The organism is Streptococcus sp. NSJ-72, assembly GCF_014334035.1.
Lineage (GTDB): Bacteria > Bacillota > Bacilli > Lactobacillales > Streptococcaceae > Streptococcus > Streptococcus constellatus.
The window spans coordinates 668493-683276 of the sequence record NZ_CP060489.1; the positions used below are offsets into that span (position 1 = coordinate 668493).

The following is a 14784-nucleotide window of genomic DNA, read 5'->3' on the forward strand; positions in this document are numbered from 1 at the left end:
GAAGGGCGAATAAAATAATATGTGAAAATGTTCACTTTCAATAATAATTTAGTTTGTGAAAAATGGATTTTTATGATAAAATAATTAAGAATTTTACAATTCAATATCAATAATTTGAGGTAAAAACATGGAAATGATTTTTGCAGGTGTTTTTGCCGTCATCATTGGTTTAGTCATTGGGTATGTAAGTATCTTAGCTCGCATGAAATCAGCGAAAGAAGCTGCGGAACTTACTCTTTTAAATGCTGAACAAGAAGCAACTAATTTACGTGGACAAGCTGAGCGTGAAGCGGATTTGTTATTAAAAGAAGTCAAGCGCGAAAGTAAATCCCTTAAAAAAGAAGCACTGTTAGAGGCAAAAGAAGAAGCCAGAAAATATCGAGAAGAAGTTGAGGCAGAATTTAAATCTGATCGTCAAGAATTGAAGCAACTTGAAAGTCGTTTGACAGAACGTGCGACGAGTCTTGATCGTAAAGATGACAATTTGACCAACAAAGAAAGAACACTCGATCAGAAAGAACAAAGTATTTCTGACAGAACAAAAAACCTTGAGGCGCGTGAAAACAAACTGACAGAGTTGGAGCAACACAAAGAAGCAGAATTAGAACGTGTTGCCGCACTCTCACAAACAGAAGCCCGAGATATTATTCTCACTCAGACTGAAGATAAGTTATCGAAGGAAATTGCGACACGGATTCGTGAAGCAGAGCAAGATGTCAAAGAACGTTCTGATAAAATAGCGAAGGATATTTTAGTCCAAGCCATGCAACGAATTGCAGGTGACTACGTTGCTGAGCAAACCAATTCAACTGTTCATCTGCCAGATGATACGATGAAGGGGCGGATTATTGGACGGGAAGGTCGGAATATTCGGACCTTTGAAAGTTTGACAGGTATTGATGTCATTATTGATGATACACCAGAAGTGGTGACCCTATCTGGATTCGATCCAATTCGTCGTGAGATTGCTCGTATGACAATGGAAGGATTATTGAAAGATGGTCGCATCCATCCAGCTCGTATTGAAGAATTGGTAGAGAAGAATCGTCTGGAAATTGATCATAAGATTCGTGAGTATGGTGAAGCAGCGGCTTATGAAATCGGTGCACCAAATTTGCATCCCGATTTAATGAAGATTATGGGACGCTTGCAGTTCCGTACATCCTACGGTCAAAATGTACTGCGCCATTCTGTTGAAGTCGCGAAATTATCTGGTGTCATTGCAAGTGAACTTGGTGAAAATGCTGCCTTAGCTCGCCGTGCTGGTTTCCTTCACGACATTGGAAAAGCTATTGACCGTGAAGTGGAAGGTAGCCACGTGGAAATTGGAACAGAATTGGCTCGTAAGTATAAGGAACATCCAATTGTGGTTAACACGATTGCCAGTCACCATGGTGATGTAGAGGCAGAAAGTGTCATTGCTGTTATCGTAGCTGCAGCAGACGCTCTCAGTGCCGCTCGACCAGGCGCACGCAGTGAATCTCTGGAAAGCTATATCAAACGTCTCCAAGATTTGGAAGAAATTGCCAATAGCTTTGAAGGCGTGAAAAATAGTTTTGCCTTACAAGCAGGTCGTGAAATCCGAATTATGGTTAATCCTGGTCAAATCAAGGATGATAAGGTCACGATTCTCGCTCATGATGTGCGTGAAAAGATTGAAAACAATCTGGAATATCCAGGTAATATCAAAGTTACCGTTATTCGTGAACTGCGCGCTGTGGATTACGCAAAATAGACACTGTTTAAAATGAGTTGCGCATCTATGATATATAACTCTCTGTAAGCAAATGTGCTTGTATTGATTTTCAAAAACAGGCACATATCTATGAGAAAAAGCAGTTGAAAAAATACTGCTTTTTTGTTACACTAGTTAGAAAGATAATGAAGGAGATATGATGGCGGATCGTGGCTTGTTGATCGTTTTTTCTGGTCCCTCAGGTGTGGGAAAAGGAACGGTTCGACGTGAGATTTTTGAAAGCTCGGACAATCAGTTTCGATACTCTGTATCCATGACAACTCGTGCTCAGCGTCCCGGTGAAGTGGACGGGGTGGATTATTTTTTCCGTACGCGAGAAGAATTTGAGGAGTTGATTCGACAAGGTCAGATGTTGGAATATGCAGAGTATGTCGGTAATTACTATGGAACTCCTTTGAATTATGTGAATGAAACCTTAGATAAAGGAATTGATGTTTTCCTTGAGATTGAAGTTCAAGGGGCACTTCAAGTGAAGAAAAAAGTTCCAGATGCTGTTTTTATCTTTTTGACGCCACCTGATTTGGCAGAATTACAAGATCGTTTGGTGGGGCGTGGAACAGATAGTGCTGAGGTAATTGCTAGACGCATTGCTAAGGCAAGAGAAGAGATTGCTCTCATGCGCGAATATGACTATGCGATTGTCAATGATGAAGTTCCCTTAGCAGCAGAGCGCGTCAAACGTGTGATTGAAGCTGAACATTTTCGAGTGGAGCGTGTTATCGGTCACTATCAAGATATGCTATCAGAACAACTTTCAGTTAGATAAGAATTTAGAAATTAGGTAAAGAATTATGATGTTAAAACCTTCAATTGACACCTTACTTGATAAGGTACCTTCAAAATATTCCTTGGTGATTCTTGAAGCAAAACGTGCTCATGAATTGGAAGAGGGGGCTACTCCAACTCAAGAGTTTAAGTCTGTCAAATCAACACTTCGTGCTTTGGAAGAAATCGAATCTGGCAATGTTGGGATTCACCCAGATCCTGAAGGCAAGCGAGAAGCTGTTCGTCGTCGCCTTGAAGAAGAGCGACTTCGTAAAGAAGAAGAAGAGCGTAAAATTAAAGAACAAATTGCCAAGGAAAAAGAAGAGGGTGAAAAAATTTAAGGTTGGGTCAGCTCAATCTTATTTTTTCTTTTACTGAGAAATGCGAGGTGGTGAGAAAGTGCAGATTGCAAAAGTCATTGTGGATGTTCCTCTAATGCAGACAGATAAACCTTATAGTTATGCAGTTCCGAAAGAATTTTCTACTATGCTAGAAATTGGCATGCGTGTGCATGTGCCTTTTGGGAAAGTCAATCGCTTGATTCAAGGGATTGTCGTAGCGCTAGAAGAAGAAACGACGACAGAATTGAAAGAAATCGTGGAAGTATTGGACTTTACGCCAGTTTTAAATGAGGAGCAGCTGTGGCTGGCAGAAGAATCGAGAAAATCTGTTTTTTCTTACAAAATTTCAATTTTAAAAGCTATGTTGCCGAGGTTTCTAAACTCCAGTTATGATAAAATTCTCCATGCTCAACCCTCTTTGACTGAAGAAGATCGACTGCTCATTTTTGGCAATGTAGATCAGCAGCATTTCTCATCACTTGATAAAGAACTGCAAGCTAAGGTCATGCGTTTAACGCGGCAAGGAGCGATTCAGTTGGAATATCAGGCAACCGATCAAAAACATATCAAAACAGAAAAATGGTATCAGGTTAATCACGAGATTTTAGCTCAATTGGTCATTCCCAATCGGGCGAAAAAAAAGCAAGCCTTGCGAGACATTTTGCAAGTTCAGACTGGAATGCACCGTTTAGCAGATTTGAAAGAAACATTTTCACGGGAAATTATTCACTATTTTATAGAGCAAGCAGCTTTGCAAATCGTTGAAAAAGAGGTGAGTCGTTCTAAGGCTTATTTTGAGAATGTTTCAGCGACGTCTGCATTGGTGTTAAATGAAGAGCAAAAAGTGGCTGTTCAAGCTATTACTCAGCAAATCGGGCACACGGGGAAGCCATTTCTACTAGAAGGAGTAACAGGGAGTGGCAAAACGGAAGTGTATTTGCAGGTTATTCAAGAAGCACTCAGCCGTGGTAAAACAGCTATTATGTTAGTTCCTGAAATCTCTTTGACACCGCAAGTTACTAATCGCTTTATTTCTCGGTTTGGTAAAAAAGTTGCTATTCTTCATTCGGGACTTTCTAATGGTGAGAAATATGATGAATGGCGCAAGGTTGAGCGAGGAGAAGCACAAGTTGTTGTTGGTGCGCGTTCTGCTATTTTTGCTCCATTAAAAAACATTGGCGCTATTATCATTGATGAGGAACATGAAGCGAGCTACAAACAAGACTCTAATCCGCGCTATCATGCACGAGATGTTGCCTTACTACGTGCAAAGTACAATCAAGCCGTTCTGGTACTAGGGTCGGCGACGCCGAGTTTAGAAAGCAGAGCGCGGGCTAGCAAAGGTGTTTATCATTTTTTGCAACTGACCAAGCGAGCAAATCCGCATGCTCAGATTCCTAAAGTAGAAATTGTGGATTTTCGTGATTATATTGGGCAAAACGAAGCTAGTGATTTTACTCCGGTTCTTTTAGAAGCAATTAAAGACCGGTTAGAAAAAAAAGAGCAAGTTGTTTTGATGCTGAACCGACGGGGCTATTCTAGTTTTGTCATGTGTAGAGAATGTGGGACGGTTGACACTTGTCCAAATTGTGACATTTCACTGACCTTGCACATGGATACCAAAAGTATGAATTGTCACTATTGTGGATTTTCAAAAGGTATTCCTCATAGTTGCCCGAATTGTTCCAGTCGGAGTATTCGTTACTATGGGACAGGAACCCAAAAAGCCTATGATGAATTAGTAGAAGCTTTTCCGCAAGCTCGAATTTTGAGAATGGATGTTGATACTACTCGGAAAAAGGGCAGTCACGAACAAATTCTCAAAGAGTTTGGGGGAGGAGAAGCAAATATTTTACTGGGAACCCAAATGATTGCAAAAGGACTAGATTTTCCAAATGTCACTCTCGTAGGAGTGCTCAATGCAGACACGGCTCTGAATTTACCTGATTTCCGCTCATCTGAGCGAACTTTTCAACTTTTGACTCAGGTTTCCGGGCGTGCAGGACGAGCTGAAAAAGCAGGTCAGGTGATTATTCAAAGTTACAATCCGAATCATTATGCGATTGCATTTGCGAAAAATCAGGATTATGAAGGCTTTTATACTTATGAAATGCGTGTTAGAAGGCAGTTGGCTTATCCACCTTATTATTTTACGGTGGGCATTACCTTGTCTCATAAAATAGAAGAAGCGGTGATTAAAAAGTCATACGAAGTGCTGAATATACTACGTTCTGGTTTGTCAGATAAAGTTCAGATATTAGGTCCAACTCCCAAGCCGATTGCTCGCACGCATAATCTCTACCATTATCAGTTGATGATTAAATACCGTTTTGAAGATCATTTGCCAGATGTTTTAAATCAGATTTTGGATTGGACGCAACAAAAGGACAATAAAGATTTACGTTTGAGCATAGATCATGAGCCACAAAGCTTTATGTAGGGATATTTTTAGCTTTTTTTGAGGAAAAGCGTGACTTCTTCTGATATAATAGTAAAAAGAATATGAGGAAACCATGACAAAAATTATTTTTATGGGAACGCCGGATTTTTCTGCAACAGTGCTCAAAGGATTATTGGAAAGCAAGCAGTACGAAATTTTGGCAGTTGTAACCCAGCCAGATCGTGCAGTAGGACGCAAAAAAGAAATCCGTATGACACCAGTCAAGCAGGTGGCTGTAGATCATCATTTAGCCGTTTATCAGCCAGAAAAGTTGTCTCGAAGTGAGGAACTGGAGAAAATAATGGCGCTTAGTGCAGACGGGATTGTCACAGCAGCTTTCGGTCAATTTTTGCCGAGTCGACTACTGGATTCGGTCAGTTTTGCTGTCAATGTGCATGCATCGTTGTTGCCTAAATATCGTGGAGGGGCACCCATTCACTACGCCATTATCAATGGTGACAAAGAAGCTGGTGTGACCATCATGGAAATGGTCAAAGAGATGGATGCGGGTGATATGATTGCGCGTCGAGCGATTCCTATCAAGGAAACAGATAATGTTGGTACGATGTTTGACAAGCTAGCACTTGTAGGGCGTGATTTACTGCTTGAGAGCTTGCCTAGTTATATAGCTGGGGATTTAAAACCAGTTCCGCAAGACAAAGATCAAGTTACTTTTTCGCCAAATATCTCACCAGAAGAAGAGCGCATTGACTGGACTAAGACAAATCACCAAATTTTTAACCAAATTCGAGGAATGAATCCTTGGCCAGTGGCACATACGCTTTTAAATGGAGAACGTTTTAAAATTTACGAAGCTACTCCAGTAGAGGGCTCAGGACAAGCTGGAGAAATTCTTGTTATTGGAAAAAAAGAATTGATTATAGCAGCTGGTGAGGGTGCAATCTTTCTTAAAGTTGTACAGCCAGCAGGAAAGCCTAAAATGGCTGTCGTTGATTTTCTGAACGGTTTGGGGCGACAATTATCGGTAGGTGATTTCTTTGGTCGATAAGAAAAAGACAGCGCGTCAAACAGCTTTTGCTGTTTTAGAAAAGGTCTTTTCAGAAGGAGCTTATTCAAATATTGCCTTGAATCAAGCCTTGCTAGAGGCGTCGTTAAGTTCTGTTGATAAAAGGCTTGTAACAGAAATTGTATACGGAACAGTTGCGCGCAAAATGACCTTAGAATGGTATTTGTCTCATGTTGTTGAAGACCGTGAAAAGCTGGATTCTTGGCTTTATATTCTCTTGTTGATGAGCTTGTATCAATTACAGTATCTTGATAAAATTCCGACGCATGCAGTTGTTAATGAAGCGGTAGAACTGTCAAAGGCACGAAAAAAGGGAAGCGAAAAGTTCGTCAATGCAGTGTTGCGAAGACTATTGCAGGATGGTGTGGCAGATATAGCCAGTATTAAGCGTAAAAATAAACGGTACTCTATTCAGTATTCTCTGCCGGTTTGGTTAGTGAAAGTCATTATCGAAGAGTATGGTGAAAAACGAGCTTTAGCCATTTTTGAGAGCTTATTTCTTCGGAATAAAGCTAGCGTTCGAGTGGCGGACTTAAGTCGCAAAGAAGAATTAAAACAATTGTTGCAGGCAGAAGATTCACTATTAGCTCCGAGTGCGTTGGTGAAAAATCATGGTCATTTTGCAGGGCATGCCTTGTTTGAAGAAGGAGTAATAACCATTCAAGACGAGTCTAGCCAATTGGTTGCGCCAACACTTGATTTACAAGGTGACGAGAAAGTGTTAGATGCATGCAGTGCACCGGGGGGCAAAACCATGCACATTGCTTCTTACTTAACGACAGGGCAAGTTATGGCATTAGATCTCTATGATCATAAGCTGACTTTAATAGAAGAAAATGCACAACGTTTAGGTTTAGCAGATAGGGTCATTACCCAAAAATTGGATGCCAGAAGGGTTTTTGAGACTTTTGGAGTGGATGCCTTTGATAAAATTTTAGTCGATGCACCATGTTCAGGAATTGGTCTGATCCGGCGGAAGCCAGATATTAAATACAATAAAAAAAATGCAGATTTTATCTCGTTGCAAAAAATTCAGCTAGAGATATTGGATAGTGTTTGTCAAAGCTTGCGAAAAGGTGGTATAATAACTTACAGTACCTGTACGATTGTTTCGCAAGAAAATTTTCAAGTGGTTGAGCAGTTTTTGGCAGCTCATCCAAATTTTGAACAGGTAAAACTAGAACATAATAGACAGGATATTCTAAAAGACGGTTGTATCTTAATTACACCGGAATTATATGGAAGTGACGGATTTTTCATCAGTCAATTTAAACGAATATCTTAACAGGAGGAAACTGACAGTATGGAAATTTCATTATTAACAGATGTTGGTCAGAAACGTACAAACAATCAAGATTATGCCAATCAATTTGTTAATCGTGCTGGTATGACAATGATTCTTTTGGCAGATGGTATGGGCGGACATCGGGCAGGCAATATTGCTAGCGAGATGGCTGTCACAGACCTTGGTGCTGCTTGGGTGGACACTCAAATTGATTCTATTAATGGTGTCCGTGAATGGTTTGCAGAGTACCTTGAAACAGAAAATCAAAAGGTTCACCAATTTGGTCAAGATGAAGAGTATAAAGGAATGGGGACGACGCTTGAAGCGTTAGCTGTTATTGGCAATCAAGCCATTTATGCTCATGTGGGGGATTCTCGTATCGGTCTAATTCGTGGTGAAAGTTATAAACAGTTGACGAGCGACCATTCCTTGGTAAATGAATTGCTTAAAGCAGGACAAATTACGCCTGAAGAGGCAGAACGTCACCCGCAACGAAACATTATCACACAATCCATCGGTCAAAGAAGTGAAGTGCAACCGGATGTCGGCATGATTAGTCTAGAGGACGATGATTACATTGTTTTAAATAGTGATGGTTTGTCTAATATGATTTCAGAAAGTGAAATTTATGATATTGTGACAAGCGACATCACTCTTTCAGAGAAAGCAGAAACCTTGATTCGTTTTGCAAATAACGCAGGTGGTTTGGACAATATTACAGTTGCCCTGATTCATTATCATAAGGAGGATGCAGAATGATTCAAGTCGGCAAGATATTTGCCGGGCGATATAGAATCATCAAACAAATTGGGCGAGGTGGCATGGCAGATGTTTACTTGGCCAAAGATTTGATTTTAGACGGGGAAGAAGTCGCGGTGAAAGTTCTAAGAACGAATTACCAGACGGATCCGATTGCTGTGGCGCGCTTTCAAAGAGAGGCGCGAGCGATGGCAGACTTGGATCATCCTCATATTGTCCGGATTACCGATATTGGAGAAGAAGAAGGTCAGCAATATCTAGCAATGGAGTATGTGGCTGGGCTTGACTTAAAACGCTATATTAAAGAGCATGCTCCTTTATCTAATGAAGAAGCGGTTCGGATTATGGGACAAATTCTTTTGGCAATGCGTTTGGCGCATACGCATGGAATTGTTCATCGTGATTTGAAGCCACAAAATGTCCTTTTAACTCCAGATGGCGATGCAAAAGTAACGGACTTTGGAATTGCAGTAGCTTTTGCTGAAACGAGCCTGACGCAAACAAATTCAATGCTGGGATCTGTGCATTATCTATCACCAGAACAAGCGCGTGGTTCAAAAGCGACCGTTCAAAGCGATATTTACGCTATGGGGATCATTTTCTATGAAATGTTGACAGGACATATCCCTTATGATGGGGATAGTGCTGTCACAATTGCTTTGCAACATTTCCAAAAGCCTCTTCCTTCTGTGATTGCTGAAAATCCAAATGTGCCACAGCCTCTAGAAAATGTAGTCATCAAGGCAACGGCTAAAAAATTAACAGATCGTTATCAATCTGTTGCAGAAATGTATGTGGATTTATCAAGCTGCTTATCCGCAGATCGCCGAAATGAGAAAAAGTTGGTTTTTGATGATACTGCCAAAGCAGATACCAAGACGCTTCCTAAAGTGTCACAAAATACCTTAATTTCTGCAAGCAAACCAACTACTCCTACGCCTATAAAAGAAACAGTCAGTAGTAATTCTCAACCCACAACCAAGCCAAAAACAAAGAAAAAGCGTCGTTTAAGAACGCGTTATAAGGTTCTGTTGTCGGCAGTAGTTTTAGTGATTGCTGCTCTGGTGGCATTAGTCTATTTGAGTCCGTCAAATGTAAAAATTCCAGACGTTACTGGAAAAACTGTTGCACAGGCTCGTTCTGCAATTGAAACAGCAGGTTTGAAAGTTGGTAAGGAAAAAGATGAATATAGCGACTCTGTCAAAAAGGATTCTGTTATTCGCACCAATCCAGAAGCGGGAACACAGCGTCGCGACGGAAGCACGGTGGATCTGATTGTTTCCAAAGGTACAAAAACCTTTATTATGGAAGATTATAAAGGTCAGAAAAGAGCGGATGCTATCAACAATCTAGTCCAAAAATACAAGGTTTCAAAAGGTTTAATTAAAACAGAAGAAGTTGAAAGTAGTGAGTATGCGGCTGGAACAGTCGTTGGTCAAACGCCAGCAGCAGGTAGTACATATGATTTGACTTCAAAAGCTCGTATTACTTTGAAAGTAGCCAAGTCCGTTTCAAGTGTTGTCATGCCAAGTTATATCGGTTCAACCTATGAATTTGCCTATAACAATTTAACGCAAGTGCTTGGCATTCAAGGTGCTAATATTGAAAAGCGAACGGTTCCAACAGCTCCGGCGGGAACACAAGCAAATACGATTATTAAACAAACGCCAGCAGCAAATCAGTCCTTGGATTTGAAGAGCGACCGCATTGTCCTATATGTATATGAGCCGAAAACCGAAAGTTCGTCTACATCTGAAAGTAGTTTGCAATCTGAAAGTAGTTCAGAAAAAAATAGTCCATCGTCTAGTAACTCATCAACTAGTGGTAATGATGGTTCAAGTTCAAAAACGCCAGACACAAGTGCTAGTGCAAGCAATTAAACAAGTGAGAGGATAAAGTCGTAGTTTTTAACCGATTTTCCCTCACTTTTTTTGCGCTCGTTTTACAGCATTGATAAGCGTTGTTTCTGATTAATCAAGTTTATCCAGTATATTGTAAATAAACATGTTAATTTCTAGGACTACATACTAGAACCTGAAAATATTTAGTTCCATTTCATTGCTTTATTTTCATACCTTAGTCGGAGGAATTTTTAAAAGTTTTTGATACAATAGAAGCAGAAAGGTATCGAGATTATGCGAAAGATCCAATTTTTCATTTTTGTTGAATCTATTCTATTAACATTTGCATTAGTGACGATTTTGTCTGGTCACTTTTCACGTGTTATTCTTTTTTTGGTGCTTTTCTTGTTGCTGCTCTATTATTATTTTGGTAAACAAAGAGGAAATTTTCTGCTAGTAACTTCTACCATATTGCTTTTTTTCATTATTATGCTCAATCCTTATGTCATTGCTGCCTTGCTCTTTGCGGTCATTTATGGCATGATTGTAGCTTATCCCTATATTTATAAAGAAAATGAAGCGACAACTCTCATCTTTGATGATGCAATGGAGCAAAAACGAGAGAATAATCAATGGTTAGGAAATCTTCATCATTTTGCTTCGTCTGATACCTGTCAATTTGACGATATCAACCTTTTCCGTCTCATGGGCAAGGACACGATTCATTTGGAGCAAGTGATTGTTACAAACCATGATAATGTGATTGTTTTGCGAAAATTTTTCGGGAATACAAAAATTATTGTGCCAGTTGATGTGGCAGTCAGCTTGAAAGTGAATAATCTATACGGTGAATTGCAGTTTTTAGACCAACCTATCTATGAATTGCGAAATGAAAGTTTCAGTCTAACGACGCCAGACTTTAAACGAGCACATAAAAGTGTCAAAATTATCCTATCAACATTTGTAGGGAATATTGAGGTGGTTCGTAAATGAAAAAAGTCTACTATCTCTTGATTAGTTTTTATTCCTTACTCATTTTAGGGATTATTATTCATTATATTTTTGCTCTATTTGATTTTGACTGGCAATTGGTTTTTAGTAATGTAGAGAGACTGGAAAAATTCAGTTTCTTTGTGATTGTGCTCACTGTATCTCTAACGATGCTGATGATTTTAGGAATCAAAGTGGTTCAAACGGTAACATTGTCGACCATTCAGTCGAATTTGAAAAATATTTTGGAAGGTCGAAAATTACAAGAAGTACAGCAACCGGAAATTGACGCTTCCTTTCGGCAGGTATCAGAGAAAGTAAATCATTTAACAGAAAATCTACAAAAGTCAGAGAACCGTGCCTTACAAAATGAAGAGACGATTATTGAGAAAGAGCGCAAGCGAATTGCGCGTGACCTACATGATACGGTCAGTCAAGAACTTTTTGCTGCCAATATGATTTTATCAGGTGTGACAGGGCAAGTGGAGAACTTAGATACGGACACCTTATCGAAACAATTGACGGGCGTATCAGGAATTTTAAATACTGCTCAGAGGGATTTGCGTATCTTGCTTCTACATTTGAGACCGACAGAGTTGGAAGGGAAAAGTTTGGTTGAAGGGTTAAACCTTATTTTAAAGGAGTTATCAGACAAGAGTGATATTGAAGTGAGTTTTCATCATGATGTTCAACAATTACCGAAACAGATTGAGGAGCATATTTTTCGAATTGCTCAGGAAATTATCAGTAATACGCTCCGTCACGCCAATGCGAATCATTTAGATGTATATCTGTATCAAACTCAGAATGAATTGCAGTTGAAGATGACAGATGATGGGATTGGTTTTGAGCACACTTCGTCTGATGAGTTGAGTTATGGTCTGAAAAATATGGAAGAAAGAGTAAATGATATGGCGGGAACGATGCAGATTTTAACAGCTCCGAAGCAGGGAGTAGCGATTGATATTCGTGTACCATTATTGAAAGGAGCTTGAGATGCAGATTTTATTAGTAGATGACCATGAGATGGTACGACTTGGCTTGAAAAGTTATTTGGATTTACAAGATGATGTTGATGTAGTGGCAGAAGCTTCAAACGGTCGTGAAGGAGTTGAAAAAGCTTTAGCATTACGACCAGATGTTATTATGATGGATATTGTTATGCCTGAAATGAGTGGAATTGAAGCAACTCTAGCTATTTTAAAAGAATGGCCTGAAGCTAAGATTCTCATTCTGACTTCTTATTTGGATAATGAAAAAATTTACCCAGTTTTAGATGCAGGAGCTAAAGGATACATGCTTAAAACATCTAGTGCTGACGATATCTTACGAGCAGTTCGAAAGGTAGCCAAGGGTGAACTTGCTATTGAAACAGAGGTCAGTCAGAAAGTGGAATACCATCGAAATCATATTGAATTACATGAAGAGCTAACAGCGCGTGAGCGCGATATTTTAGGACTACTGGCGAAGGGGTATGAAAATCAACGCATAGCAGATGAGTTGTTTATTTCTTTAAAGACAGTGAAAACGCATGTGTCGAATATTTTGTCCAAATTGGCAGTAAGTGATCGTACACAAGCTGTTGTCTATGCCTTCCAGCATCACCTCGTCCCACAGGATGATATTTAGTGGTATAATAGAAAAATAAATAAATTGCTATTGTTAGAGGGAGATTATGGACGCAAAATTAAAATACAAATCCAAGAAGATCAAAATCGTCTTTTTTGATATTGATGATACCTTGCGAGTAAAAGCAACTGGCTACATTCCAGAATCGATCAAAACGGTTTTTAAACAATTAAAAGAAAAAGGAATTTTGACGGGAATTGCTTCAGGGAGAGGAATTTTTGGTGTGGTGCCGGAGTTGAAAGCGTTGCAGCCTGATTTTTTTGTCACCTTGAATGGGTCCTATATTGAAGATAAAGCAGGAAAGGTTATTGCGCAAACCCCGATTGATCGAAATTTAGTAGAAACTTATATCGCTTGGACGAAGGAAGTTGGGATTGACTTTGGCCTCGTTGGTAGTCATGAGGCAGCGCTTTCGACGCGAACACCGCTTATTGATGAAGCCATTGATATTGTTTATCCTAATTTACCTATTCAGCCGGATTTTTATCAAGATCACAACGTTTATCAAATGTGGACATTTGAAGATATCGGAGATAGCTTGCAATTGCCCAAAGAGTTAGAAGAACATCTACGATTGGTTCGCTGGCATCCGCATTCATCAGATGTAGTTCTAACAAATGGTTCAAAAGCATCTGGAGTTGCGACAGTTGTGGAGCATCTAGGGTTGAAGCCTGAGAATGTGATGGTTTTTGGAGATGAACTCAATGATTTAGAGTTGTTTGATTATGCAGGTATCAGTATTGCTATGAGCATTTCACATAAAAAAATAAAAGCCAAGGCTGACTTTGTGACAAAAAAAGTAGAAGAAGATGGCATTTTTTATGCTTTGGAGGAATTAGGAATGATAGAAAAAGAATTACATTTTCCACAAGTAACGATGGAAACAGCAGAAGGATCGAAAGCGACTATTAAAACCAACCACGGTGATTTGAAATTTCAATTATTTCCAGAACAGGCACCGAAGACAGTGGCTAATTTTATCGCTTTATCAAAAGATGGCTACTATGATGGAATCATTTTTCACCGGATTATCAAGGACTTCATGATTCAAGGTGGTGATCCAACTGGTACGGGTATGGGTGGCGAATCTATTTATGGAGAAAAGTTTGAAGATGAATTTTCTCCGGAACTGTACAATATCCGTGGTGCACTTTCGATGGCCAATGCTGGTCCGAACACAAATGGCAGCCAATTTTTTATTGTGCAAAACAGCAAGATTCCTTATGCACAAAAGGAATTGGAACGTGGTGGTTGGCCGATACCAATTGCTGAAATCTATGCAAGCAATGGTGGAACGCCGCATTTGGATCGCCGCCATACTGTATTTGGTCAATTATTAGATAAATCTTCTTATCAGGTATTGGATAAGATTGCAGCTGTTGAAACTGGTGCGATGGATAAACCACTTGAAGATGTCGTGATTGAAACCATTGAAATTGAGGATTAAAATGAGAATTGGTGAAAAACTAAAAGGAAGAATTACAGGAATTCAGCCTTACGGTGCATTTGTAGAATTGGAAACAGGAACAATAGGCTTGATTCATATTTCAGAGATTCGGACAGGTTACATCGAAAATATCCGTGATATTCTGCATGTGAATGATCCGGTCTTGGTGCAAGTGATGGACTATGATGAATTTTCAGGTAAGGCTAGTTTGTCGATGAGAACATTGGAAGAGGAAAAACATCATTTACCGAAACGTCATCGTTTTTCAAATGACCGTTACAAGATTGGTTTTACACCGCTCGCTAAAAGTTTGCCAACTTGGACCAAGGAAGCAATGAATTTTCTTAATCAGAATCAGTCAAAAGAAGAAACTGACGGAGAAACGGAAAAATAAACACATAAAAGAATCCTACTAAAAATAACAAAATCCCTCAATAAATTATTGAGGGATTTTACTTATTCTCAGATATTTTTAAGCAGCCATCAATCTTGTATGCTTCAGAT

General features: G+C 39.5%; 13 protein-coding genes. All 13 read left to right on the forward strand.

Annotation, left to right across the window (positions count from 1 at the left end; genetic code table 11):
• Positions 1-127: 127 nt before the first annotated feature.
• The 13 genes from H8787_RS03360 (at position 128) to H8787_RS03420 (ending at position 14674) form a co-directional block, all read left to right on the forward strand.
• Positions 128-1735 (forward strand): ribonuclease Y, encoded by a 1608-nt coding sequence (locus tag H8787_RS03360; RefSeq protein WP_187328230.1) that lies wholly within the window; start codon positions 128-130, stop codon positions 1733-1735.
• A gap of 160 nt (positions 1736-1895) precedes the next feature.
• Positions 1896-2522, forward strand: coding sequence for a guanylate kinase (gene gmk / locus H8787_RS03365; protein WP_003070249.1), 627 nt, complete (start codon positions 1896-1898; stop codon positions 2520-2522).
• A 25-nt stretch (positions 2523-2547) separates the two neighbouring features.
• On the forward strand, positions 2548-2862 hold the full coding sequence (rpoZ, locus tag H8787_RS03370; RefSeq protein ID WP_003070247.1) for a DNA-directed RNA polymerase subunit omega: 315 nt from the start codon (positions 2548-2550) through the stop codon (positions 2860-2862).
• Positions 2863-2920: 58 nt separating this feature from the next.
• Positions 2921-5302 carry a primosomal protein N' gene (locus H8787_RS03375; protein WP_187328231.1) on the forward strand — a complete coding sequence of 794 codons (2382 nt, stop codon included), beginning with the start codon at positions 2921-2923 and terminating at the stop codon, positions 5300-5302.
• A gap of 73 nt (positions 5303-5375) precedes the next feature.
• Positions 5376-6311 carry a methionyl-tRNA formyltransferase gene (gene fmt / locus H8787_RS03380; protein WP_003070241.1) on the forward strand — a complete coding sequence of 312 codons (936 nt, stop codon included), beginning with the start codon at positions 5376-5378 and terminating at the stop codon, positions 6309-6311.
• Positions 6301-7614 carry a 16S rRNA (cytosine(967)-C(5))-methyltransferase RsmB gene (gene rsmB, locus H8787_RS03385; protein WP_187328232.1) on the forward strand — a complete coding sequence of 438 codons (1314 nt, stop codon included), beginning with the start codon at positions 6301-6303 and terminating at the stop codon, positions 7612-7614. The genes fmt and rsmB overlap by 11 nt, the downstream gene beginning before the upstream one ends.
• Positions 7615-7632: 18 nt before the next feature.
• Positions 7633-8373 carry a Stp1/IreP family PP2C-type Ser/Thr phosphatase gene (locus H8787_RS03390; protein ID WP_003028411.1) on the forward strand — a complete coding sequence of 247 codons (741 nt, stop codon included), beginning with the start codon at positions 7633-7635 and terminating at the stop codon, positions 8371-8373.
• Entirely contained in the window at positions 8370-10253 is a 1884-nt protein-coding gene (gene pknB, locus H8787_RS03395; protein ID WP_048800476.1) for a Stk1 family PASTA domain-containing Ser/Thr kinase, read from the forward strand. The genes H8787_RS03390 and pknB overlap by 4 nt, the downstream gene beginning before the upstream one ends.
• 255 nt (positions 10254-10508) lie before the next feature.
• Entirely contained in the window at positions 10509-11207 is a 699-nt protein-coding gene (gene liaF / locus H8787_RS03400) for a cell wall-active antibiotics response protein LiaF (protein WP_003070232.1), read from the forward strand.
• A complete protein-coding gene (locus H8787_RS03405) occupies positions 11204-12199 on the forward strand; it encodes a sensor histidine kinase (RefSeq protein ID WP_048800478.1) in 996 nt (331 codons plus the stop codon). The genes liaF and H8787_RS03405 overlap by 4 nt, the downstream gene beginning before the upstream one ends.
• 1 nt (position 12200) lies before the next feature.
• Entirely contained in the window at positions 12201-12833 is a 633-nt protein-coding gene (locus H8787_RS03410; protein ID WP_003070225.1) for a response regulator transcription factor, read from the forward strand.
• A gap of 46 nt (positions 12834-12879) precedes the next feature.
• The gene (locus tag H8787_RS03415; RefSeq protein WP_187328233.1) at positions 12880-14280 is read left to right on the forward strand and encodes a bifunctional Cof-type HAD-IIB family hydrolase/peptidylprolyl isomerase; all 1401 of its coding nucleotides are present in this window, start codon (positions 12880-12882) and stop codon (positions 14278-14280) included.
• A 1-nt stretch (position 14281) separates the two neighbouring features.
• A complete protein-coding gene (locus tag H8787_RS03420; RefSeq protein ID WP_020997633.1) occupies positions 14282-14674 on the forward strand; it encodes a S1 RNA-binding domain-containing protein in 393 nt (130 codons plus the stop codon).
• The last annotated feature ends 110 nt before the right edge of the window (positions 14675-14784 follow it).